General features: G+C 64.9%; 26 protein-coding genes and 1 tRNA gene. 20 read left to right on the top strand and 7 right to left on the bottom strand.

Features of this window, described 5'->3' with window-relative positions; genetic code table 11:
• The first annotated feature begins 77 nt into the window (after window positions 1-77).
• The 8 genes from ACODSR_RS04650 (at window position 78) to ACODSR_RS04615 (ending at window position 7121) form a co-directional block, all read left to right on the top strand.
• The gene (locus tag ACODSR_RS04650; protein WP_489074122.1) at window positions 78-995 is read left to right on the top strand and encodes a YihY/virulence factor BrkB family protein; all 918 of its coding nucleotides are present in this window, start codon (window positions 78-80) and stop codon (window positions 993-995) included.
• A 53-nt stretch (window positions 996-1048) separates the two neighbouring features.
• Window positions 1049-1124: transfer RNA gene (locus ACODSR_RS04645), tRNA-Trp, on the top strand.
• 170 nt (window positions 1125-1294) lie between these two features.
• Window positions 1295-1501 carry a preprotein translocase subunit SecE gene (secE, locus tag ACODSR_RS04640; protein WP_066857860.1) on the top strand — a complete coding sequence of 69 codons (207 nt, stop codon included), beginning with the start codon at window positions 1295-1297 and terminating at the stop codon, window positions 1499-1501.
• Window positions 1502-1540: 39 nt separating this feature from the next.
• Window positions 1541-2077 carry a transcription termination/antitermination protein NusG gene (gene nusG / locus ACODSR_RS04635; RefSeq protein ID WP_006968004.1) on the top strand — a complete coding sequence of 179 codons (537 nt, stop codon included), beginning with the start codon at window positions 1541-1543 and terminating at the stop codon, window positions 2075-2077.
• A 245-nt stretch (window positions 2078-2322) separates the two neighbouring features.
• On the top strand, window positions 2323-2754 hold the full coding sequence (gene rplK, locus ACODSR_RS04630) for a 50S ribosomal protein L11 (protein WP_119749317.1): 432 nt from the start codon (window positions 2323-2325) through the stop codon (window positions 2752-2754).
• Window positions 2755-2758: 4 nt separating this feature from the next.
• On the top strand, window positions 2759-3457 hold the full coding sequence (gene rplA / locus ACODSR_RS04625) for a 50S ribosomal protein L1 (protein WP_119749319.1): 699 nt from the start codon (window positions 2759-2761) through the stop codon (window positions 3455-3457).
• Window positions 3458-3711: 254 nt separating this feature from the next.
• Window positions 3712-5502, top strand: a complete 1791-nt coding sequence (locus tag ACODSR_RS04620) for a DEAD/DEAH box helicase (RefSeq protein WP_489074120.1) — start codon at window positions 3712-3714, stop codon at window positions 5500-5502.
• A gap of 80 nt (window positions 5503-5582) precedes the next feature.
• Complete coding sequence (locus tag ACODSR_RS04615) at window positions 5583-7121, top strand: cryptochrome/photolyase family protein (RefSeq protein ID WP_489074118.1); 1539 nt, start codon at window positions 5583-5585, stop codon at window positions 7119-7121.
• Here ACODSR_RS04615 and ybaL read toward each other — a convergent pair.
• On the bottom strand, window positions 7118-8755 hold the full coding sequence (ybaL, locus tag ACODSR_RS04610; RefSeq protein ID WP_489074116.1) for a YbaL family putative K(+) efflux transporter: 1638 nt from the start codon (window positions 8753-8755) through the stop codon (window positions 7118-7120). The two genes, ACODSR_RS04615 and ybaL, sit on opposite strands and share 4 nt — an antisense overlap.
• A 54-nt stretch (window positions 8756-8809) precedes the next feature.
• A complete protein-coding gene (locus ACODSR_RS04605) occupies window positions 8810-9202 on the bottom strand; it encodes a hypothetical protein (protein WP_489074114.1) in 393 nt (130 codons plus the stop codon).
• A 189-nt stretch (window positions 9203-9391) separates the two neighbouring features.
• On the opposite strand from ACODSR_RS04605, the gene rplU reads away from it, so the two are divergent.
• The 3 genes from rplU (at window position 9392) to ACODSR_RS04590 (ending at window position 11088) form a co-directional block, all read left to right on the top strand.
• On the top strand, window positions 9392-9757 hold the full coding sequence (gene rplU / locus ACODSR_RS04600; RefSeq protein WP_489074112.1) for a 50S ribosomal protein L21: 366 nt from the start codon (window positions 9392-9394) through the stop codon (window positions 9755-9757).
• 32 nt (window positions 9758-9789) lie between these two features.
• Complete coding sequence (rpmA, locus tag ACODSR_RS04595) at window positions 9790-10062, top strand: 50S ribosomal protein L27 (protein ID WP_489074111.1); 273 nt, start codon at window positions 9790-9792, stop codon at window positions 10060-10062.
• Window positions 10063-10512: 450 nt separating this feature from the next.
• Complete coding sequence (locus tag ACODSR_RS04590) at window positions 10513-11088, top strand: GNAT family N-acetyltransferase (protein ID WP_489074109.1); 576 nt, start codon at window positions 10513-10515, stop codon at window positions 11086-11088.
• Here ACODSR_RS04590 and ACODSR_RS04585 read toward each other — a convergent pair.
• Together ACODSR_RS04585 and ACODSR_RS04580 are read right to left on the bottom strand one after the other, a co-directional pair.
• Window positions 11075-11602: a hypothetical protein gene (locus tag ACODSR_RS04585; protein WP_489074107.1), complete on the bottom strand. Its 528-nt coding sequence runs from the start codon at window positions 11600-11602 to the stop codon at window positions 11075-11077. The two genes, ACODSR_RS04590 and ACODSR_RS04585, sit on opposite strands and share 14 nt — an antisense overlap.
• 11 nt (window positions 11603-11613) lie before the next feature.
• Entirely contained in the window at window positions 11614-12144 is a 531-nt protein-coding gene (locus ACODSR_RS04580) for a GNAT family N-acetyltransferase (protein WP_489074105.1), read from the bottom strand.
• A 100-nt stretch (window positions 12145-12244) separates the two neighbouring features.
• Between ACODSR_RS04580 and obgE the strand changes: the two genes are divergently transcribed.
• The 3 genes from obgE (at window position 12245) to ACODSR_RS04565 (ending at window position 15485) form a co-directional block, all read left to right on the top strand.
• Window positions 12245-13345 (top strand): GTPase ObgE, encoded by a 1101-nt coding sequence (gene obgE, locus ACODSR_RS04575; RefSeq protein ID WP_489074103.1) that lies wholly within the window; start codon window positions 12245-12247, stop codon window positions 13343-13345.
• Window positions 13346-13438: 93 nt separating this feature from the next.
• The gene (proB, locus tag ACODSR_RS04570) at window positions 13439-14566 is read left to right on the top strand and encodes a glutamate 5-kinase (RefSeq protein WP_489074101.1); all 1128 of its coding nucleotides are present in this window, start codon (window positions 13439-13441) and stop codon (window positions 14564-14566) included.
• Between the two features lie 4 nt (window positions 14567-14570).
• Window positions 14571-15485, top strand: a complete 915-nt coding sequence (locus ACODSR_RS04565) for an NAD-dependent epimerase/dehydratase family protein (RefSeq protein WP_489074099.1) — start codon at window positions 14571-14573, stop codon at window positions 15483-15485.
• Between the two features lie 118 nt (window positions 15486-15603).
• Here the strand turns inward: ACODSR_RS04565 and ACODSR_RS04560 are convergent, their stop codons facing one another.
• On the bottom strand, window positions 15604-16119 hold the full coding sequence (locus ACODSR_RS04560; protein ID WP_489074097.1) for a CvpA family protein: 516 nt from the start codon (window positions 16117-16119) through the stop codon (window positions 15604-15606).
• 11 nt (window positions 16120-16130) lie between these two features.
• Window positions 16131-17498, bottom strand: a complete 1368-nt coding sequence (radA, locus tag ACODSR_RS04555) for a DNA repair protein RadA (RefSeq protein WP_489074181.1) — start codon at window positions 17496-17498, stop codon at window positions 16131-16133.
• An 89-nt stretch (window positions 17499-17587) separates the two neighbouring features.
• On the opposite strand from radA, the gene ACODSR_RS04550 reads away from it, so the two are divergent.
• The 3 genes from ACODSR_RS04550 to ACODSR_RS04540 are packed head-to-tail and all read left to right on the top strand — an operon-like array spanning window position 17588 to window position 21165.
• A complete protein-coding gene (locus ACODSR_RS04550) occupies window positions 17588-18283 on the top strand; it encodes an endonuclease/exonuclease/phosphatase family protein (RefSeq protein ID WP_489074095.1) in 696 nt (231 codons plus the stop codon).
• 42 nt (window positions 18284-18325) lie between these two features.
• Complete coding sequence (locus ACODSR_RS04545; RefSeq protein ID WP_489074093.1) at window positions 18326-20659, top strand: patatin-like protein; 2334 nt, start codon at window positions 18326-18328, stop codon at window positions 20657-20659.
• Window positions 20656-21165 (top strand): hypothetical protein, encoded by a 510-nt coding sequence (locus ACODSR_RS04540; RefSeq protein ID WP_489074091.1) that lies wholly within the window; start codon window positions 20656-20658, stop codon window positions 21163-21165. Before ACODSR_RS04545 ends, ACODSR_RS04540 begins: the two co-directional genes overlap by 4 nt.
• Window positions 21166-21302: 137 nt before the next feature.
• On the opposite strand, the gene ACODSR_RS04535 is transcribed toward ACODSR_RS04540, so the two are convergent.
• Window positions 21303-21593, bottom strand: a complete 291-nt coding sequence (locus ACODSR_RS04535) for a 4a-hydroxytetrahydrobiopterin dehydratase (RefSeq protein ID WP_489074089.1) — start codon at window positions 21591-21593, stop codon at window positions 21303-21305.
• Between ACODSR_RS04535 and ACODSR_RS04530 the strand changes: the two genes are divergently transcribed.
• From ACODSR_RS04530 to ACODSR_RS04520, 3 genes are read left to right on the top strand one after another with little or no spacing between them, the layout of a single operon-like run.
• Window positions 21592-22041, top strand: coding sequence for a metallopeptidase family protein (locus ACODSR_RS04530; protein WP_489074087.1), 450 nt, complete (start codon window positions 21592-21594; stop codon window positions 22039-22041). The two genes, ACODSR_RS04535 and ACODSR_RS04530, sit on opposite strands and share 2 nt — an antisense overlap.
• On the top strand, window positions 22038-22649 hold the full coding sequence (gene ccmA / locus ACODSR_RS04525) for a heme ABC exporter ATP-binding protein CcmA (protein WP_489074085.1): 612 nt from the start codon (window positions 22038-22040) through the stop codon (window positions 22647-22649). Before ACODSR_RS04530 ends, ccmA begins: the two co-directional genes overlap by 4 nt.
• The gene (locus ACODSR_RS04520) at window positions 22646-23293 is read left to right on the top strand and encodes a heme exporter protein CcmB (RefSeq protein ID WP_489074083.1); all 648 of its coding nucleotides are present in this window, start codon (window positions 22646-22648) and stop codon (window positions 23291-23293) included. Before ccmA ends, ACODSR_RS04520 begins: the two co-directional genes overlap by 4 nt.
• The last annotated feature ends 95 nt before the right edge of the window (window positions 23294-23388 follow it).

The following is a 23388-nucleotide window of genomic DNA, read 5'->3' as shown; positions in this document are numbered from 1 at the left end:
TCGGCGATTTTTCTGTGCCGTTCACGGAACCGATTATTCTCTTGGTGCGCTAGCCCCACAGCCAATACGGGACGCCAATGAGCCAGCCAGTCGCGCAGCAAGTCCATGTCGATGCGCCGTGGAAGATACCGCCGCGGGCCTGGTGGGAGATTTTGAAGCGGGTTTATGGGGCGCTGTCGTCCAACCATGTGGGCTTGCTGGCCGCTGGGGTCGCTTATTATGCCTTTCTGTCGATCGCGCCGATGATGGCGGCTGTGGTGCTGACCTATGGGCTGTTTGGCGATCCGGCGATGGTCGGGCGGCATATGCAGGCGATCATCGCGGTCGTGCCGGCCGATGCGGCGAAGCTGATCAACGACCAGTTGCTGGGGGTGGTCAGCACTGCCAAGCCTGCGATCGGCTTTGGCCTGGCCGCCGCGCTCGGCATCGCGGTTTATGGCGCGACGCGGGCGGCGTCGGCGATCATGGAAGCACTCAACATCGTCTATGGGCAGAAGGAAGGGCGCGGCATCATCGCTTTTACCCGCGTGTCGATGGGGATCACTTTCTCCGCTGTGCTGGTGATGGTGGCGGGTGTGTTTACCGCGACGGTCATCGGCCTGCTGCAAAAGCTGCTGGTCAGCTGGGGTCCGGGCGTGCTGTTCGCGATCAAGGCGGTGACCTGGATTTGCGCTGGGTTGCTGGCCAGTGTGATTTTCGGCCTGATCTACCGGTTCGGGCCGAACCGGCGGCAGGCGCAATGGCAGTGGCTGACGGTCGGGTCGGTCACGGCGACTTTGTTCTGGCTGGTCGTGACGCTGGGCGTGTCCTTCTATGTCGCGACATTTGGCAATTATAACGAGACGTACGGGTCGCTCGGCGCGGTCGTCGTGCTGCAACTCTGGCTGTTCGTGTCGGCCTATGTCGTGCTGCTGGGCGCACAGATCAATGCGGAGGCGGAACGGCAGACCAGTGCCGAAACGACCATCGCCGACCCCCAAGAAAAAGCTGCATAATCGCGCTTGCCCTGCCCGGCAGGCCACGCTAAAGCGCCCTCCTTCGCTGGCACAGGAGTGTAGCTCAGTTGGTAGAGCGTCGGTCTCCAAAACCGAATGCCGTGGGTTCGAGTCCCTCCACTCCTGCCAAGCGTTCCAGCAGCATCCTTGTTTTCCATAAGGTTTGCCGCTAGACGCGCCGTCGAAATTGTGTCGCGAAGCCATGCGGCCGCATCCCCCGGACGCCGATATGGGCGGGATCGGGAGGGCGGACTATTGCTTCGCGTTTTGGTGTTTGTGCAAAGGGTTTGAGGCAGGCGATGGCGAAGGTTTCCCCCGGCGAATTCGTCAATCAGGTGAAAACCGAAGCGTCGAAGATCGTGTGGCCCACGGGTCGCGAAACGGTCATGACCGGCGTGATGGTCGTCATCATGACGACGCTGCTGGGCCTCTTCTTCTTTGGCATCGACACTTTTTTCGGTGCGATCGTCCAGTGGCTGCTGGGCCTTGCGGCGGGTCAGGCGTGAACGTGACTGCGTTGGTTTTTGGGAGTTTGAAACGGTAACATGGCGCGCTGGTACATCATCCACGCCTATTCGGGCTTCGAGAACAAGGTCAAGGAATCGATCCTGTCCGAAGCGGAGCGCATGGGCCTGACGCAGCTGGTCGAGCAGGTCGAAGTGCCTGTCGAAACCGTGACCGAGGTGAAGCGCGGCAAGAAGGTGCAGGTCGAGCGCAAGTTCATGCCCGGCTATGTCCTGGCCAAGCTCGCCATGAACGACGATATTTATCACCTCATTAAGAACACGCCCAAAGTGACGGGGTTTCTGGGGTCGATGGGCAAGCCGCAGCCGATCAGCGAATCGGAAGCCGCGCGTTATTTCGGCGCCCGCAAGGAGGCCGAAGCCGCCCCCAAGCACAAGGTCAGCGTCGATTACGAAATCGGCGATGCGGTCAAGGTTTTGGACGGTCCCTTCGCCAGCTTCAACGGCACGGTCGAGGAACTGGATTTCGAGAAGAACCGGGTCAAGGTGTCGGTGTCGATCTTCGGTCGCGCGACCCCTGTGGAACTGGATTTCGAGCAGGTAGAGCTGTCAAAGTAAGATTACGTGCCGTCATCGTCATCCCGGACTTGATCCGGGACCCATTCAGGGCAACGTCGCATGGATATGCAGACCGAGCGAGAATGGATCCCGAATTTCGTCGGGATGACGGACTGAAATGACGGGGCAAAGAGAATTTCCGGGCAACCGGGAATAAGCGCGGGAGGAGGCTTTGGCCTTCGTTTGCACCGCTAAACTTGAACCGGGCGCGCCTTTGGGCACGCCCAGCAACAGAGTGAGTCATCATGGCCAAGAAAATTACGGGCTATATCAAGCTCCAGGTGCCCGCTGGAGATGCCAAGCCTGCCCCGCCAATCGGCCCAGCACTGGGTCAGCGCGGCGTGAACATCATGGAATTCTGCAAGGCGTTCAACGCGCAGACGGCCAATGTCGAAAAGGGTACGCCCCTGCCGACGATCATTACCGTTTATGCCGACCGCAGCTTCACCTTCACGATGAAGCAGCCGCCTGCCACCTTCCTGATCAAGAAGGCGATCAACCTGAAGTCGGGTTCCAAGGAACCGGGCAAGATCGTCGCTGGCAAGATCACCCGCACCCAGCTGACCGAAATCGCGCAGGCCAAGATGGTTGACCTGAACGCGAATGACATCGACGCAGCAACGAAGATCATCGAAGGCTCCGCTCGCGCGATGGGCCTCGACGTGGTGGAGGGCTAAGACCATGGCAAAGCAGACCAAGAAGGCGAAGGCTCTGGCCGCCGCGATCAACAAGGAAAAGCTGCACGGCGTCAATGAGGCGCTGGGCCTGATCAAGACCCACGCGACCGCCAAGTTCGACGAAGGTGTCGAAATCGCGATCAACCTGGGCGTCGATCCCCGTCACGCCGACCAGATGGTCCGTGGCGTCGTCACCCTGCCCGCCGGCACCGGCAAGGACGTTCGCGTCGCCGTGTTCGCCCGTAACGACAAGGCGCAGCAGGCACTCGACGCCGGCGCCGACATTGTGGGTGCAGAGGATCTGCTGGAATCGATCCAGGCCGGTAACATCGATTTCCAGCGCGTCATCGCGACGCCGGACATGATGGGTCTGGTCGGTCGTCTGGGTAAGGTTCTGGGTCCCAAGGGCCTGATGCCGAACCCCAAGCTGGGCACCGTGACGCCGAACGTCGCCGAAGCCGTGAAGGCCGCCAAGGGTGGTCAGATCGAATTTCGCGTCGAAAAGGCCGGCATCATCCATGCGGGCATCGGCAAGGCGAGCTTCACCGCCGAAGACCTGCGTCGCAACTTCGACGCCTTCGTCGATGCGATCGTCAAGGCCAAGCCGACCGGTTCGAAGGGCAAATATGTGCGCAAGATCGCCCTGTCCTCCTCGATGGGTCCGGGCGTGAAGGTCGATGTGGCAGAAGTCGCCGCAATCTGATTTTTGCGCTATAGACAATCAGGCAAGCCTCCTTCCTCGCGAAATGGGGAAGGAGGCTTTCCTGTTTTGGGGAACGGCAAACAGGTCGTTCCCCTCAACCGTTCGGGCTGAGCCTGAACGGAGGTTGGTTTCCAACCTGGAACCGGAGTGTGCGACCTTGCGCTCCGGGCGTCCGATCGATCGGGCGGAAGGAACAGGTCTTTTGGTATCCGTCGGCATATGGCGGGTCGCTATTATCCGATGGAATACAAAGCATGGCATTTGAAACTCTCCCCCCTATCCTGGCGCAAGCGCTCACGACCAAAGGCTATGAAAGCCTGACCGAAGTGCAAGCGTCCGTCATCGAACCCGAAGCGGTTGGCCGCGACATGATCGTGTCGGCCAAGACCGGGTCGGGCAAGACCGTCGCCTTTGGCCTGGCCATGGCGGGCGAATTGCTGAACGAGGAAGGCCGCCTGCCGCCTCCTGCGTGGCCATTGGCGCTGGTGATCGCGCCGACGCGCGAACTGGCGTTGCAGGTCAGCCGGGAACTGGAATGGCTTTACGCCGGAGCGCGGGCGCGCATCGCCACCTGCGTGGGTGGCATGGATGCCGCGCGTGAGCGCAAGGCGCTGGCGCAGGGCGCGCATATCGTCGTCGGTACGCCGGGCCGCCTGCGCGACCATCTGGAACGCGGCGCGCTCGACCTGTCGGCGCTCAAAACCGCCGTGCTGGATGAAGCCGACGAAATGCTCGACATGGGCTTTCGCGAAGATCTGGAGGGCATTCTCGACGCCACCCCCGATGGCCGCCGCACATTGCTGTTTTCGGCGACCATGCCCAAGCCCATCGTCGCGCTGGCCCGCCGTTATCAGAAGGACGCATTCCAGATTCAGTCCGCGGGCAATGATCGCGGCCATGGCGACATCAGCTATCAGGCGATGACCGTCGCCCCCGCCGACATCGAAAATGCCGTGGTCAACCTGCTGCGCTTCCATGAGGCGGAGACGGCGATCCTGTTCTGCGCCACGCGCGACAATGTCCGCCATCTCCACGCCAGCCTGACCGAGCGCGGCTTTGCCGCCGTCGCCCTGTCGGGCGAACATAGCCAGAATGAGCGCAACCATGCGTTGCAGGCGCTGCGCGACAAGCGGGCGCGGGTGTGCGTCGCGACCGACGTCGCCGCGCGCGGCATAGATCTGCCCACGCTGACTTTGGTGGTGCATGTGGAAATTCCGCGCGACGCGGAAACCATGCAGCATCGGTCGGGCCGTACCGGTCGTGCGGGCAAGAAGGGCACCGCCGTGCTGATCGTCCCCTATCCGCGCCGTCGCCGGGTGGAAGGGATGCTGAAGGGCGCGAAGATTCCGGTCGAATGGACGTCCGCCCCCACCAAGGAAGCGATCGCCGCGCAGGATGCCGAGCGACTGCGCGCGCGCCTGCTGGAGCCGATGGAGCTGGAAGAATCCGATTGGGCGTTGGGCGGCGAATTGCTGGAAGCCAAGAGCGCCAAGGAAATCGCGGCCATGCTGGTGCGGTCGGCACGCGCCGCACTGCCCGCGCCCGAAGAGCTGCTGGACGGCAGCGATGCCCCGGCCCGCCGCGAAGGGCCGCGCCCCGGTTTTGAGGATACCCAGTGGTTCCGCATGAATATCGGCCGCAACCAGAATGCCGATCCGCGCTGGATTTTGCCGCTGATCTGCCGTCGCGGCCATGTGTCGCGCGGGGACATTGGCGCGATCCGCATCACCACCAACGACACGATGTTTGAAATCCCCAAGGCGATCGCGTCCAAATTCCTGGCCGCCGTCCGCCGCACCGGCGAAGCGGGTGACGAGGGTGCGGACGTGCTGTTCGATCCGGTCGATGGCGCGCCGCGTGAAGAGGCCCGCGAAAAGCGCAAGCAGTTGCGCCCCGCCAATGGCGACCGTCCCAACCGCACCGGCCCGCCCCGTGGCGGTCCGGGCAATTTTTCGCGTGGCGGCGCAGCACCGCACAGCCCGCGTCCTTTCAAGGGCGCTGGCGCCGGTGGCCCCCGCAAGGGTCCGCCGCGCAGCCGGGGGTAAATCTCTAACGGGGTTGATGTGAGCCAACACCCTTTAGAACAGCTAGGAGCCAAAGGGACCGTCAGTCATTGCTGCAAGGCATGACCGACGGTCCCTTTCTCATTGTGGTACTGGGCGACCAGCTGACGCCTGACATCGCCGCGCTGCGGCACGCAGACAAGGCGCGCAGCGTCGTGCTGATGATGGAGGTGGCGGATGAAACCCGCTATGTCCGCCACCACAAGGCGAAGATCGCCTTCATCCTGTCGGCCATGCGCCACCATGCCGAACGGCTGCGGGCGCTGGGCTGGACCGTCGATTATGTGACGCTGGACGATCCGGCCAATAGCGGCAGCTTTACTGGCGAGGTCGCGCGCGCGATCGCGCGGCACCGGCCCGCTGCCATCCATGTGACCGAAGCCGGCGAATGGCGGGTGCGCGCGATGCTGGAAAGCTGGGAGATGCGCTTCGGCCGACCGGTCACGATCCATGAGGATGACCGCTTCCTCTGTTCCCACGCCGCTTTCGACACATGGGCAGCGGCGCGCAAGCAGTTGCGGATGGAGTTTTTCTATCGCGACATGCGGCGCAAGACCGGGCTGCTGATGACCGATACGGGCAAGCCGGAGGGTGGCGAATGGAATTATGACGCGGACAACCGCAAGCCTCCACCCCGGCGCGACCTGCTGATGCAGCAGCCGGTCCGCTTCCGGCCCGACGCCATCACGCAGGATGTGCTGGCGCTGGTGGCGGATCGCTTTGCCGACCATATCGGCAGCCTCGACCATTTCCATTTCGCGGTGACGCATGAGGATGCGCTGCGCCAGCAACGTCGCTTTCTGGACGAGGCGCTGCCGCACTTTGGCGACTATCAGGACGCGATGCTGACGGACGAGCCGTTCCTGTGGCACTCGGTCCTCTCGCCCTATATCAATGCCGGGCTGCTCGATCCGCTGGCGCTCTGCCGCGCGGTCGAGGCGCGCTATCGGGCGGGCAAGGTGCCATTAAATGCCGCGGAGGGCTTCATCCGCCAGATCATCGGCTGGCGCGAATATGTGCGCGGTATCTACTGGCATGAGGGACCGGACTATGCGCGGCGCAACGCGCTGGGGGCGACGCGGCCCCTGCCCGGCTTTTACTGGACGGGTGACACGGACATGCATTGTATGCGCCAAGCCATCGGCCAGACCATCGACCACGCCTATGCCCATCATATCCAGCGGCTGATGATCACCGGCAATTTCGCGCTGCTGGCAGGCATCGACCCGCACGCCGTGCATATCTGGTATCTGGAAGTCTATGCCGACGCCTATGAATGGGTCGAGCTGCCCAACACGCTGGGAATGAGCCAGTTTGCCGACGGTGGCCTGCTGGGGTCAAAGCCCTATGCGGCGAGCGGCGCCTATATCGACCGCATGTCGGACCATTGTTCATCCTGCCGCTATGATGTGAAGCAGAAGCTGGGCGCGGATGCCTGCCCGTTCAACGCGCTTTGTTGGGATTTTCTGGCTCGCAACGAAAAGCTGTTGGGCGGCAATGTGCGGCTGGCCATGCCCTATCGCAACTGGGCGAAGATGGCCCAGGATGACCGCGCGGCGATCCGGGATCAGGCCGCGCGGTTTCTGGCGTCACTCGATTAATTCGCACCGCACAGGCTGAGCATACGGTCTGCCAGTTCCCGCTCGCCCATCACGACATGGGGGACGCCCAGTTTTTCGAGATAGTCGACCTCCGCGTCACTATGGGCGCGGGCGATGACCGCAAGCTTGGGGTTCAGGCGGATCGCATGTTCGTGAATCGCGCCGCCCTCAAAGCCCTCCGGCACAGCGATCAGCAGGTGATGCGCTTCCTTCACGCCCGCCTTTATGAGGTGGCGGTCCTCCAGCGCATTGCCGCACACCACGGATAGTCCGGCGGCTTGCGCGTCCTCGGCTTTTTCGCCATCGCCCTCGATCACCACGAAGGGGACGGCACGCTGGGTCAGGCGGGTGGCGATCAGCTTGCCGACGCGGCCATAGCCGACCAGCACGACATGGCCCATTGCCGGGCGCGCAGCGGCGACGCGGGCGGCTTCGGCATCGACCTCCTCCTGCTTGCGGCCATGCACCGCCAGCGAGAAGAGGATGGGATTGAGGAAGATCGAAACGATCGCGCCCGCCAGGATCAGGTCGCGCGCGTCCGCAGGCAGCACGCCAAGGCCTGTCCCCAGCGTCGCAAGAATGAAGGAAAATTCGCCGATCTGCGCCAGGCTGACCGCGATGGTCATAGCGGTATCGCCGGGCTTACCGAACAGGCGGACGATGGCATAGGCGGCGATCGATTTGCCGACGATGATGATCGCGACGGTGGCAAGCAGCGGCAGGGGCTGCTGCACCAACACGGCGGGATTGAACAACATACCCACCGACACGAAGAACAGCACCGCGAAAGCATCGCGCAGGGGCAGTGTCTCTTCGGTGGCGCGACGGCTGAGCGGCGTTTCGCCCAGGATCATGCCCGCAAAGAAAGCACCCAGCGCGAACGACACGTCGAACGCATAGGCTGCGCCGAACGCGACGCCCAGCGCGATGGAGAGGACGGCGAGGCGGAACAGCTCGCGCGATCCGGTGTGGACGACCCAATGCAGCGCCCAGGGGATGACCCGCCGCCCGACGACCAGCATCAGCGCGACGAAGCCCGCGACCTTGAGCAGTGTGCCGACCAAAGGCGCGATCAGCGCCCCCGCCCCAGCGCCGGAATCCGCGTCGTTGATGACGGCGGCGAGGGCTGGCAGCAGGACGAGCGCCAGGACCATCACCAGATCCTCGACGATCAGCCAGCCGACCGCGATTCGCCCCCGCTTCGTTTCGACCAGATCTGCCCCCTGCAAGGCGCGCAGCAGGACGACGGTACTGGCGACCGACAAAGCGAGGCCAAAGACGATGCCGCCCATCAGCGGCCAGCCCATGACATGCGCCAGCGCCATGCCAAGGCCGGTCGCGACCGCGATCTGCACCAGCGCGCCGGGAATGGCGATATGCTTGACCGACAGCAGGTCTTTCAGTGAGAAATGCAGCCCCACCCCGAACATCAGCAGGATGACGCCGATTTCGGCCAGTTCGTTGGCGAGGCTGGCATCGGCCACAAAACCGGGGGTGAAGGGACCGACCATGATCCCGGCGACAAGATAGCCGACCAGCGGCGAGAGTTTGAGGCGATGCGCGATCGCCCCCATGATGAAGGCGACGACGAGACCGGCAACGATCGTGCCGATCAGGGGCGTGTGGTGGGGCATAGGCAAATCCTTGTTCCGAACGAAGGCCCGCGCACAGGGGCCGGAATCGATTCGTCAGGAACAGGCAGGGGGTGCGCGCGCTTCCCTAGTGCGGGAGCGAGCGCCAGATCGCACTGTCGCCACTGAGAGAGACAATGCCGGGACGGCACACAGCCGCCAGAAAATGAGCAAAGAGGCTGCCACGACTGTCAGGAGCAAGTGGAAAGCCAAAGGACCATCCCCGTCCGGCTGCCCGGTCTGCACTGCTTGCGGCGCCAGCGGCGCGCGCGCCTTGATCACCACATCGCTCGTCGCGGGATTGAAGGCGGGCCCGGCAACCCGGCTGAGCGGCGGTCCAAGCGGCGCGAGGGCGGAGAGCAAGACGATAGCAATCAGCATCCACAGGGCAGCGATGACTGGCAGGCCTTGGCCCGCAAATCCTTTGCTGTCTGCTCCGATGCGCTTCATGCGTGCCACTATCCCTTTATCCTGCTATAGATAGGGCAAGGCAGGTGGAAAACCACCCCCTGAACCGGCCCATCGTGGTTGACAGGTCCGAGTCATTCCACTACCGGGCCACATTCCCGCGCGGGTCGGCTAAGGCTTCATGTCTTTGGTGATTTGCGTAAAGCAGATTTGAACGAGAAGAGACAAGCCATGTTCGCTATCGTGCGCACAGGCGGCAAGCAATATCGCGTCGCCGCCGGAGACAAGATCGTCGTCGAGAAAATGGCCGGTGAGGCCGGTGACAAGATCACGCTGGACGACGTCCTGCTGGCCGGTGAAGGCGGCGACCTCAAGGATGTGGCCGGCCTGACCGTCGCAGCCGAGATCATCGCGCAGGCGAAGGGCGAGAAGGTCATCGTCTTCAAGAAGCGCCGCCGCCACAATTATCGCCGCAAGAACGGCCACCGTCAGCGTCACACGATCCTGCGGATCGTGTCGATCGGCAGCGAAGAGAAGAAGGCCAAGAAGGCCGCTGCCAAGACCGATGACGCGGCCCCTGCCGCTGCTGAAGCCTGATCGCTTCGCGACTAGAATTAGGAGTTTAGACAATGGCACATAAGAAAGCTGGCGGTTCGTCGCGCAACGGTCGTGATTCGGAATCGAAGCGCCTTGGCGTCAAGAAGTTCGGCGGTCAGGAAGTGATCGGCGGCAACATCATCATTCGCCAGCGCGGCACCCGCGTCTATCCCGGCCGTAACGTCGGCATGGGCAAGGACCACACGCTGTTCGCCCTGGGCGAAGGCCGCGTGGTATTCCACGCTGGCAAGCAGGGCCGCAAATATGTGTCGGTCGATGCTCCTGTAGCACAGGCCGCCGAATAACGGACGATCGATGACGGATCGTCCCTCCGCAAAGGGGCGATCCTCCCGACAGGGCCATCAGGCGCTGTCGGTTTTCGAGGGAAAAAGGGGCGCTCCTTCCACAAGGAGCGCCCCTTTTTCGTTTGGCGATGATGTTGTTTCCATAGGCATCCTCCCCTTGCAGGGGAGGTGGCTGGCCGCAGGCCAGACGGAGGGGTGTCATGCTCTCGATAGCGCGACACCCCTCCACCACCAGCTACGCTGGCGGTCCCCCTCCCCTTGCAGGGGAGGATTTTGGAGACAGTAAAATCAGCCTGCGATTACACGGCGCACCTCTTTACCATTTCCCTCAAGCCCCTGGAACTAAAGCCCTTCCCGCGCGTCATGCGGGCGGGGCCAGTCCAGAAGCCATGCCGTCGTCAAGCCGTCATCATTGGCGGCTATCGGCGCAGACAAAGAGGAGAGACGAGAATGTTCGCCCGTACCCCCCGCCTGCTCCTGCGTCCGGGCTGGATGGAGGATGCCCCTGCCCTGGCCCAGGCCATTGGCGACCCGGCGGTCCTGCGCAACCTGACCCGCGCGCCCAGCCCCTATGGCTTGGCGGACGCACAGGAATTTCTGGCCCGGACGCAGGATGTGCGCCAGCCCAGCCTGCTCGCCTTCACCCGCACCCATGGCGCGCCGCGTCTGGTCGGCGGCTGCGGCGTCATGCGCGCCGAAGATGGCGGCCATGACCTGGGCTACTGGATCGCCCGCCCCTATTGGGGTCTAGGTTTCGCAACCGAAGCGGCGCACGCGGTGCTGCGCATGGCGCGCGCCAACGGCGTGGGCGACATCCGCGCCGCGCATTTCGCCGACAATGGCGCGTCGGGCAATGTGCTGCGCAAGCTCGGCTTTCGTCATAATGGCCGCGTCGAGCCGCGCTTCAGCCCGGCCCGCGGCGGCACTGCGCCGTGTTTGATCTTTGAGGAAGGTGCTGTGGCGCGACAGGGTGATGACCCGGCGATGGATTTGTACGCCGATGCCCTGCCCGCTATGGCGGCGTAGGCACCGGCCCGTCCACCATGGTCGAGGACCCTGACGGAAAATCTACACCGGTAAATTCGGGGTAGGCCGCGCGCAGCAGGGCAACTTGTTGCGCGCTGTCGATTCGGATGAGATACCATTTGCCCTCATCCTGCAACGCCAACGTGCTGGTCTGGCTGCGCAGCGTCCCCAAATCGGGAATGGCGATCTGACTCTCTGTCGGGATCAGCATATAGGCACGCCGCCGGCCTGGCGTGGTGGCAACTGTCGCTGCCTGCATATCCATGGCAAAGGACAGGAAACGAACACCCGCCACAGCATTGGCCATCTGTGCGCCAACCATCGCCTTCACATCGGTTTCCGGCACGCCGAAACGCTGCGCGATGCTGCGCAGCAGACGGGGCGGAATAAAGTCTAAGCTGTCGGCGATGCGCCCTTCCTGCATCATCGCGCCAAAATCGGCGACGCGGACAGCGATGGCCGCGCGATCCGCCTCTCCGATCGCAGGTACAGCAATGCTAACCAGCACAGGCATGGCCCAACCGATCATGCCGACAACCCCCGCCGGTCGAACATCCTGATCGCCTTGCCGCCCAACACCGCGTCGCCCAGCACGGCAAAGCCCAGCTTCGCCGCCACCTTGATCGACGCGCCATTGTCCGGTTCGATGATGCAGCGGATCGCAATGGCATCCAGACTGACGTCCGCCCAGCCCAGCACCGCGGCCATGGCTTCGGTCGCCAGCCCGCGACCCCAGGCCTGTGGTCCCAGTACCCAGCCCGCTTCAGGCACACCGTCCAGTTCGGGCAGGCCACGCGCGGCGCTCAGCAAGCCCGCCTCGCCGATCATCGTGCCGGTCGCGCGATCCTCCATCACCCACATGCCATAGCCCAGCAGCGACCACATGCCCGCATAGCGCAGCAGGCGGAACCACACGGCCTGCGCGTCCTGCGGTGATCCGCCAATATGGCGGACCACCGCCTCATCGCTCCACAGCGCGCAGCAGGCGGGATAGTCGGCAAGGCCGTGCGGGCGCAGGATCAGGCGGTCGGTATGGAGCAACGGCGCGGTCATCATGCCGCGATGAAAGGCCGCCGCCAGCCCCCCGTCAAGCCGCGCGCGTTTATCGTCGCGCGCAAAGGTTTAATTTCGCGCCATTAGGCGCTATGGGCGCCCCATGCATTTTCTCGATCAAGCAAAAATCTTCATCAAGTCCGGCTGGGGCGGCCCCGGTGCGGTCAGTTTCCGGCGTGAAAAATATGAGGAATATGGCGGCCCGGACGGCGGCAATGGCGGCAAGGGCGGCGACATCATCTTTGAAGCGGTGCAGGGTCTCAATACCCTGATCGACTTTCGCTATACCCAGCATTTCAAGGCGCAGCGCGGCACGCCGGGCATGGGCAAGAATCGCTATGGCGCGGGTGGCAAGGACTTGGTCATCAAGGTGCCGGTCGGCACGCAGATATTGTCCGATCCCAAGCCGATCGAGGGCAGCGAGGATGAGGATGGCATTCCCGATTATGAGGATCAGGACGTGCTGGCCGACTTCACCGAAGTGGGGCAGCGCGTCACCTTCCTGCGCGGTGGCGATGGCGGCCGGGGCAATATGTCCTACAAGACCAGCACCAACCGCGCCCCGCGCCAGCATGGCACGGGCTGGCCGGGCCAGGAAATGTGGGTGTGGCTGCGGCTGAAACTGCTGGCCGATGTCGGCCTGGTCGGGATGCCCAATGCGGGCAAATCGACGCTGATCAATCAGGTCACCAATACCAAGGCGAAGGTCGGCGCCTACGCCTTTACCACCACTAAGCCGCAATTGGGCGTTGTGCTGCACAAGCAGCGGGAATTTGTGCTGGCGGACATCCCCGGCCTGATTGCGGGCGCGGCGGAAGGCGTGGGGATTGGCGACCGGTTTCTGGGCCATATCGAACGCTGCCGCGTGCTGCTCCATTTGATCGACGCGACCGGGGACGATCCCATCGAGGCCTTCCATATCGTGCAGGACGAATTGTCCGCCTATGGCGAGGGGCTGGACGAAAAGCCGCAGATCGTGGCGCTCAACAAGGGCGATTTGCTCGGCCCGGAACTGATGGAGGATATTGCCGACCAGCTGCGTGAGGAAGGCGTGGAGGATGTGTTCATCATCTCCGCCGGAACCGGCGAGGGCGTGGAAGCGCTGCTCGACGCGATCCTGCCGATCGTGGGGCAGGCGCTGGACGATGCGAAGCCGGACAGCGACGCGGACGACGAGGGCGAACGCCCATGGTCGCCCTTATAGGCGTCAACCCGCCCACCGTTCGGTTCGAGCTTGTCGAGAACGGCGCACATAGTTCTCGACAGGCTCGAACCGAACGGATGTTGTTTTAATCCCATGAACCCCCTCTCCGGCTTTCCGCCCGCCCTTATCCGCCGTCTGGTCATCAAGATCGGCTCTGCCCTGCTGGTCGATCCGGCGGGACAGGTGCGGGTGGACTGGTTGCGGACGCTGGTGGCCGATGTCGCGGCGCGTAAAGTGGCGGGGCAGCAGGTCATCATCGTATCGTCGGGCGCGATCGCGCTGGGGGCGCGGCGGCTGAAATTGCCCAAGGGCGGTCGCGGATCACTGGAAGATGCACAGGCGGCGGCGGCAACCGGGCAGATTGCTTTGTCGCAATGCTGGGCCAGCCTGCTCGACGAACAGGGCATCGTCGCAGCGCAGATGCTGGTGACGCTCGATGATCTGGAGAATCGCCGCCGCTATCTCAATGCGTCCGCGACGCTCGAACGGCTGATGGCGCTGGGCGTCGTGCCGGTGGTCAATGAGAATGACAGCGTCGCCACCGCCGAAATCCGCTTTGGCGATAATGATCGGCTGGCGGCGCGTATCGGACAGGCGGCACGGGCTGACGCAGTTGTCCTGCTGTCGGACGTGGACGGGCTTTACACCGCCAACCCGCACGTCGATGCGGACGCCATGCTGATCGAAACAATAGAGCGCATCGATGCGCGAATCGCCGCCATGGCCGACGGTGGCTCCGCGTCCGGCATGGGATCGGGCGGCATGACGTCGAAGATCGAAGCGGCGAAGATCGCGACTGGCGCGGGTGCGCATCTGGCGATCATTTCGGGCAAGGTCGATGCGCCGCTGTCGCACTGGACGGGTGGCGGCAAGGGGTCGATCTTCCTGGCCGCGCCCGCCAAACGCGCGCGCAAGGGCTGGCTGGCCGGGCGGTTGACGGTGCGCGGGCGGATCATCGTGGACGCAGGCGCGGAACGGGCGCTGGGTAAGGGAAACAGCCTGCTGCCTGCCGGGGTCGCCAGCGTGGAGGGCGTGTTTGCGCGCGGCGATGTGGTGGACATCATGACCGCCGATGGCCGGGTGATCGCGCGCGGCTTGAGCGAATATGACAGCGAGGAAGCGGTGCGGATCGCAGGCAAGCGCAGCGAAGATATCGCTACGCTGCTCGGCCACCTGCCCCGATCCGTACTGGTCCATCGCGACCATATGGCGATGGTCTGACGCCATGGCATTGCGGATGGCTATGACCGGCGCGACGGGTTTCGTCGGCGCGGAGACGTTGGATCAGGCGCTGGCGGCGGGGCATCATGTCACCGCCCTGACCCGCAAGGCGCAGCCGCCGCGCGCGCGGCTGAAATGGGTGCCGGGGTCGCTGGACGATGCGGCGGGCCTCGACACGCTGGTGCGCGACGCCGATGTCGTGGTGCATATCGCGGGCGTGGTGAACGCGCCCCATCGCGATGCGTTCGAGGCAGGCAATGCGCGCGGGACGATCGCCGTGATCGACGCGATGCGCAAGCGGGGTGTGCGGCGGCTGGTGCATGTGTCGTCGCTGGCCGCACGGGAGCCGGACCTGTCCGACTATGGCTGGTCCAAGGCATTGGCCGAACGCCATGTGAAAGCCAGCGGGCTGGACTGGACGATCGTGCGTCCGCCCGCCATTTACGGGCCGAACGACCGGGAAATGCTGGAATTGTTCCGCATGGCCAAGCGCGGCATCATGATGCTGCCGCCGGGCGGGCGGCTTTCAGTGATCGAGGTCGGCGATCTGGCGCGCTTGCTGCTGACGCTGGCGGGTGAGCGGGAGATTAGCCTGACCCACATCTATGAGGCGGATGACGGCACGGTGGGCGGCTGGGACCATAAGGATTTTGGCGCCGCGATCGGCCGGGCCATGGGCCGCGCCGTGCGGACGCTGGCGACTCCGGCCTGGCTGCTGGGCGTGGCGGCGCGGACCGACCGGATGATCCGGGGCAAGGGCGCGAAATTGACCCCCGACCGGGTCGACTATTTCTGCCACCCCGACTGGGTCGCCGCTACGGGCGCGCATGTACCGAAACAATTATGGATGCCGCAGGTGCCGACCGAAGCGGGATTGAAGGCGACGGCGGAGGCGTATCGGGCGAAGGGTTGGGTGTGATCTTGATTAGCCCCTCCCCTTCAGGGGAGGGGTTGGGGTGGGGGCTGTCCTCCGTCGTTGAGCGTGGGGCGAACCCCCACCCCCAACCCCTCCCCTGAAGGGGAGGGGCTTAAGTCAGCTACTCAGCCGCCACCACCTTCTTCGCCCGCTGTTCCGCCAGAAATTCGCTGATCGACTGTCCGCTGGCATTGAGCAGCGGGAAGGTGCGGGCGTCGGACAGCCAGTCGGGGCGGCGCGCGCCGCTGCCATACATGGTGTCGTACACCAGACTGAAGGCGAGGAAGATCAGGGTTGCGCCGATCAGCCCCTTGACCGCACCGAAACCACCACCCAGCACCCGATCGACCGGACCCAGCACCGACTGGCGCGTGCGGCGGCCAATGGCGTGGGCGATCATCTTGCCCGCAGCGAAAGTCACGCCGAACACCAGCACCAGCGCCAGCACCGCCGCGCCGCTGGTCGTGCCGACAAAGGCGCTGAGTAGGTCGGTCGCCGACGCATGGAACAGGCGGATGGCGAAGATCGCCAGCACCCAGGCCATGAGCGAGAGGGTTTCCAGCACGAAACCGCGCAGCAGCCCCAGCACGGCGCAACCGCCAATGGCGAGCAGGACGAGAATATCGACGGCGTTCATCGCCAGCGTGGCTATCCCCTGCCCAGCATCTGGTCAACCAGCCCCGCCAAAGTTCGGAAGCCGCTGACCGCAATCCCCTTCACCCCGTCGGCTGCTGCGGCGGGAATGAAGGCGCGGTTGAAGCCCAGCTTGGCCGATTCGCGCAGCCGCAGCGGGGCATGGGCGACGGGCCGGATTTCGCTCGACAACGCAATTTCGCCGAACAGCACGACATCGGCAGGCACCGGCTTTTCCGACAGAGCCGACACCAAAGCCGCCGCCACGGCCAGGTCCGCCGCCGGGTCCGACAGGCGATAGCCGCCAGCGACGTTCAGATAGACTTCGCAGGTCGAAAAGCTCAGGCCACAGCGCGATTCCAGCACCGCCAGCACCATCGCCAGCCGCCCGCTGTCCCAGCCGACCACCGCCCGGCGCGGCGTCGCTCCGCTCGACAGGCGCACGACCAGCGCCTGTATCTCCACCAGCACCGGCCGCGTCCCTTCCAGCGCGGGGAACACGGTCGCGCCGGTCACGCTTTCGTCACGATGGGTCAGGAACAGGGCGGACGGGTTGGAGACTTCCTCAAGTCCTTCTGCCACCATCGCGAACACGCCAATCTCGTCGGTGCCGCCAAAGCGGTTCTTGATCGCGCGCAGGATGCGATATTGGTGGCTGCGCTCCCCCTCGAACGCCAGCACCGTATCGACCATATGTTCCAGCACGCGGGGACCTGCGATGCTGCCATCCTTGGTGACATGGCCGACCAGCACCAGTGCGGTGTTACGCTGCTTGGCGAAGCGGATGAGCTCCTGTGACGAAGCCCGCACCTGGCTGACGGTGCCGGGCGCGCCCTCGATCAGGTCGCTGTGCATCGTCTGGATCGAATCGATGATCAGCAGGGCGGGCGGCTCCCCCTCCCCCAATGTCGTCAATATGTCGCGCACCGACGTAGCGCTCGCCAGCATGACCGGGGCATTGCCCAGCCCCAGCCGCTGCGCGCGCAGGCGAACCTGATCGGTCGCTTCCTCACCGCTGATATAGACCACGGACAGCCCGCGCGCCGCGACCCGTGCCGCCGCTTGCAACAGCAATGTCGATTTGCCGATGCCCGGATCGCCGCCGATCAGCGTCGCCGATCCCGCGACGATTCCGCCGCCCAGCGCCCGGTCGAACTCGGCAATGCCGGTGCTGGTGCGCGGTGGCAGCTCGATCTTGCTGTCGAGACCGCTGAGTATGATCGCCCGCCCGCCAGCGTGCAGATCATGCCGCGCCGAAAAAGCGGTTTCCGGCGCCTCCTCGACGATGCTGTTCCACTCACCGCAATCCTCACATTGCCCCTGCCACCGTGCCGCCACGGTGCCGCATTGCTGACAGACATATTTGCGCTTTGCCTTGGCCATGGCGAAGATATGCCGACCATGCGCGAACATTGCAAGAACATCCCGCGATACACTGGAAACATCGTCACGGCTCAGGCATTGAAGCGGCGATGAGGACAATCCGCGTTGCCAGTTACAATATCCGCAAGGCCATCGGCACCGACCGGCGGCGAATGCCCGAACGGGTGCTGGAGGTGCTGGGCGAGGTGGATGCGGACGTCGTCGCCTTGCAAGAGGCCGACCGGCGCTTTGGCGTGCGATCCGCCGCCATCCCGCCGCTGCTGATGGAGCGGCTGAGCGATTATAAGCCGGTGCCGCTCAACGTGCAGATCGATTCGATGGGCTGGCACGGCAATGCGCTGCTGGTGCGCAAGGCCGCGCAAATCGACCTTAGCGATGTGCTGCACCTGCCCTATCTGGAACCGCGCGGCGCGACCATGGCGGAAGTGACGGTCAGCGGCCTGTCGCTGCGCGTGTTCGGAATGCATCTCGACCTGTCGGGCCTGTGGCGACGGCGGCAGGCGGCAGCGGTGATCCATGCAGCGGCGCAGGGCGCGGCAATGCCGACCGTGCTGATGGGCGACCTCAATGAATGGAGCGCCAATCGCGGCTGCCTCGCTGACTTTGCCCATCATTATAGTTTCGCGCCGTGCGGGCGCAGTTTTCATGCGCGTCGCCCGGTGGCGCGGCTCGACCGGATCATGCATTGCGCCCGCCTGACGCTGACCGACTGCGGCGTCCATGACAGCGCATCGTCGCGCAAGGCGTCCGACCATCTGCCGATCTGGGCCGATTTCCGCGCCTGACACCCCCTCGACAAGCCGCCTGCGCTCTGCGACGTTCGCCCCATGAAGGAGAGGGAACTCAGGCTCGGTCTGGTCTGCTATGGCGGCATCAGCCTGGCGATCTACATGCATGGCATCACCAAGGAGGTGTGGCGATTGGCGCGCGCCAGTCGCGCCTTCCATGATGGCGTGCCGCCGACCACGGGCAGCGAAGCCATCTATCACAAGCTGCTGGCGGACATGGAGGCGGCCAGCGGCGTGCGGCTGCGCGTCTTGCCGGACATCATCGCCGGGGCCAGTGCAGGCGGGATCAACGGCATCTTTCTGGCGCAGGCGATCGAGACCGGCCAGTCGCTCGAACCGCTGACCGACCTGTGGCTGGACAATGCCGATGTCGACAGCCTGCTCGACCCCGACGCCCGCCCTGCCCGCGCGCTCACCAAATTCTGGGCGACGCCTTTGGTCTGGATGGCGGCGCGGCGACCCGGCGATGCAGTCGAGCGCACCGTCGCGCCGGACACACGAGAGGAAGTGCGGATGAAACTGTCCCGCTTCATTCGCTCGCGCTGGTTCGAGCCGCCCTTTGGCGGGGAGATTTTCACCACCCTGATCCTCGACGCCTTCGACGCGATGGCCGCCAGCGAACGCGGCCCGGTGCTGCTGCCCGACGGCCATCCGCTCGACCTGTTCGTCACAGTCACCGATTTTGAGGGGCATCCGCAAAGCCTGACCCTCAATAGCCCGCCCCAGGTGATCGAGACCGAGCATCGCCTGTCGATTGGCTTCCGGGCGCGCGGCCGGGGGACACGCGATTTTGCCGATACCGCCGAACTGGTGTTCGCCGCGCGCGCCACCGCCAGCTTCCCCGGCGCTTTCCCGCCCTTCACCGTGCGGGAACTGGACCGGGTGTTGAAGCGCCGCCACCGCAGCTGGCCGACGCGCGACGCCTTCCTCGCCCGTGCCCTGCCCCGCCATTGGGCGCGCGGCACGGCGGAGGACGCCGTGCTGATCGACGGATCGGTGCTGGCCAACGCACCTTTCGCGCAGGCGATCGGCGCGCTGCGCAACCGGCCATCGCGGCGGGAGGTTGACCGGCGCTTCGTCTATATCGATCCCAAGCCCGGCCATCGCACCATTCAACTCAACCGCCATGGCGATCAGGTCGCGGTGCCGACCGGCGAGGATGCGCCGCTGCCCGGCTTTTTCCGTACCATCTTCGGCGCGCTGAGCGACATTCCGCGCGAACAGCCGATCCGCGACAATCTGGAGGCGATCGACCGCCATTCCGCGCGTATCCGCCGGATGCGCCGCATATTGAACGCGCTGCGCCCCGGTATCGAGGCGGAGGTGGAAGGGGCGATCGGCCGGATGCTGTTCCTGGACCGCCCGACCCCCGCCCGCCTGTCGGCCTGGCGCGCCAAGGCGCAGCAGCGGGCGGCCAGTTCCGCCGGTTTCGCCTTCCCGGCCTATGGTCATCTGAAACTGTCGGGCATCGTCGAATCGCTCGCCACCCTGTTGTTCCGCCTGTCGGGAGAGGACAGTCGGATGCTGCGCGAAACATACCGCACCGCGATCTGGGCGCAGGTGCGCAAGGATGGCGCGGACCAGCTGAACGAGAGTAGCGGGTCAGGTTCCGCGCCCGTTACCTTCTTCCGCACCCATGATCTGGCCTTCCGCATCCGCCGGCTGCGCTTTCTGGCGCGGCATCTGGCCGATACGCTGGAAAGCGACGGCGCGGCGGAAGATGAAGCCGTGCTGGCGATGCATGACGCGATCTACCGCGCGCTGGCCCTCTATGCCGCGTGCGAGGAAAGCGATTTTCATGGGGCCACCGTGCTGGCCGCCGCCCGCGACGTGCCGGGCAATGCCGCCGCCGCGCTGGAAGCGGTGGCGCGGGACCGTGACCTGCGGGCGCGGGACGATGGCGCAGACCTGATCCTGGCCGAAGCCTTTGCCGCCCTACCAAAGGCGGGGCGCCGGTCGATGCTGCTCGCCTATCTCGGCTTCCCCTTCTACGACATCGCCACCCTACCGTTGCTCCAGGGTGACACTATGGACGAATATGATCCGGTGAAGGTCGACCGGATTTCGCCCGAAGATTGCTCCGCCATCCGTCCCGGTGGCGCGGCGGCTACGCTCAAAGGCATTGAATTCAATAATTTCGGTGCCTTCTTTAGCAGGGTCTATCGCGAAAACGACTATCTGTGGGGACGGCTACACGGAGTCGAGCGGCTGCTGGACATCGTGATTTCGACCATGCCCGCCGCAAGCCGCCTTTCCCCCGACGCGCAGCGGGACTATAGGCGGGCGGCTTTTCTGGCGATCCTGGACGAAGAAGAGTCGCGGCTGCTCCATGTCGCGGACCTGATCGCCAGCTTGCGGGAGGAAATCGGGTGAGCAGGCGTTTGAGGCTGGTTCCGATAGGCATGATGCTGGCGCTCGTCGCGGGCTGCGGAGACTCGTCGCCGGAAGTCGCGCAGGCCGAACCAAGCCCTGCTCCGCCCGTTGCCGTCGCCGTCGCGCCTGTCGCTCCGCAACCACTGCCGTTGCCCCAACCGGTGGTCAACCCGCCGCCCAAAGCCGGACCGGTCGTCACCGTCCGCGCACAACCCGCGCCCTATTTCCCGCTCGACCTGCCCCCGTCGGACGTTGCCGCGACCGCCGCGCCCTTTCCGCGCGAAGTGACCCAGTTCATGGTCGCGCGCGATGGCTGCGATCATTTCCGGGGCGAGGCTCCCTATGACGCGGAACGCCGCGCCTTTATTGCGGAAAATGTCGCGGAATTGTGCCACGGGTCCGACGCGACCCTGGCGATGCTGCGCCGCCGCTACGCCAGCAACCCGTCCGTCACCGCCGCGCTGCACAGCTATGAGGACCGGATCGAGGGGCGGGAGGAGGAGTAGAATTTACTCCCCACGCATCTCTTCTCCGTTCGCCCTGAGCGAAGTCGAAGGGTTTTGCCGAGCCGCAGGCGAAGCACCTTCACTGCGTTCAGGCCAAGGCTTCGACTTCGCTCAGCCCGAACGGGGGCGTAATTCCTTCAGCCCAACAACCCGTCCACCTGATGCGCCAGATCAATGTCCCGTTGCGACAGCCCACCTGCGTCATGGGTGGTCAGAAGCATGTCCACCCGGTTATAGACGTTGCTCCACTCAGGATGATGGTCCGCTTTTTCCGCCAATATCGCCACCCGCGTCATGAAGCCGAACGCCGCGACGAAATCGGGGAAGGTGAAGCGGCGCGAAATGCCGTCCGGGTCCGACACCACGGTCCATTCGGGCAGCTTAGCCAGCGCCAGCGCGCGCGCCTCATCGCTCAGCTTCTCGATCATGTCCCTATCCTCTGAAAATAGTTTCGCCTATGTGGCAGCCATGTCGCACAACGGTCAACCGCCCCGCTTCGCTCCCACCGCGCAGGATATTGAGGCGCTGGCGCTCGAAGCGCTCAGCCGCCTTCCCGCCCCTTTCACCGACCATCTGCATAATGTCGTCCTGTTCGTGGAGGAATTTGCCGACGCGCAAGTTCTGAAAGACATGGAGATTGACGACCCGTTCGGCCTGACGGGCCTTTATACCGGTCGTCCCGTGGGGCAGGAGGCACAGACCGGCGACGCGCCGCCCACCGTCCATTTGTTCCGCCGCCCACTGCTTGATGAATGGGTGGAAACAGGGGTGCCGCTGGATGCGCTGATCACCCATGTCGTCGTCCATGAAATCGGCCATCATTTCGGCCTGTCCGACCTCGACATGCATGTGCTGGAGGATATGGTCGCGCCATGAGCAGGGCGGCGTTACGCCTGTCCGATGTCGCCTGCCTGCGCGGCGGACGGATGCTGTTCCGGGGCATCAGCCTGACGCTGAATGCAGGGGCCAGCGCGCTGCTGACCGGTCCCAATGGCGTCGGCAAGTCCAGCCTGTTGCGGCTGTGCGCCGGGCTGCTCCCTGCCTTTTCCGGCACGATCAAGCGCACTGGCGCGGTCGCACTGGCCGATGAGCGGCTGGCGCTGGACAGCGAATTGCCGCTCGCCCGCGCGCTCGATTTCTGGGCGCGGCTGGACGACAGCGCAGGCGGTGCGGTCGCCGCGGCGCTCGATGCGATGGCGCTTACCCCGCTCACCGACGTGCCGGTGCGGATGCTCTCGACCGGGCAGCGCAAGCGGGCGATGCTGGCGCGGGTGATCGCCAGCGGCGCGCCGATCTGGCTGCTGGACGAGCCGGGCAATGGGCTCGATACCGCATCGCTGGACTTGCTCGGCGCGGCGGTTGCGACGCATCTGGCGGGCGGCGGCATCGTCGTCACCGCCTCGCACCAGCCGCTGCCGCTGGGCGCACCGGTTGTTCTGTCGCTGACCGACCATCTGCCCGACCCGGCGGAGTGGGACACATGAGGATGCTTTGGCTGCTTGCATCACGCGATCTGGGTGCAGCCTGGCGATCGTCGGGCCTGTGGCTGCCGGTCGCCTTCCTGCTGCTGGTCGCCAGCCTTTACCCCTTTGCGGTTGGGCCGGACCTCAGCCTGCTGCGCCGCACCGGTGGCGGGATGCTGTGGATCGCCGCGCTGCTGGCCAGCCTGTTGCCGGTCGACCGGCTGATCGCGCCGGATCGGGACGCGGGCGTGCTGGACCAGATCGCGCTGCGCGGCATAAGCGATGAAATGGTCGTGCTGGCCCGGCTGATCGCCCATTGGTTGGGCTTTGGCCCACCACTGATGCTCGCCACCCTGCCCGCCGCCGCGTTGCTCAAGCTGGAAGGCGGCACGATCTGGATGCTGGAGGCGGGTCTCTTGGTCGGCACCCCGGCGCTGGCAGCGCTCGGCCTGCTGGTCGCGACACTGACGGCAGGCCTGCGGTCGAGCGGCGCGCTGGCGGGGTTGCTGGCCCTGCCACTCGCCGTGCCGCTGCTGATCTTCGGCGCAGGCACGCTCGGCGATGGCAGCGGCGCGGCGCTCAAATTCCTGGCTGCCGCCTCGCTATTGCTGGTCGCGATCACGCCTTTTGCCGGTGGCGCGGCGATACGGGCGGGGCGGGAATAGACCCAGGTCGGACTGGCCCACCCCCAGCCCCTCCCGCCTGCGGGAGGGGAGCCAGAGTCGGACATCCCTATCCCTTCCGCCACTCGACATCGCGT

It is taken from the genome of Sphingobium sp. FG125 (genome assembly GCF_057809795.1).
The sequence above is the reverse complement of the archived record's forward strand: the minus strand, read 5'-3'. Positions and strand labels throughout refer to the sequence as shown.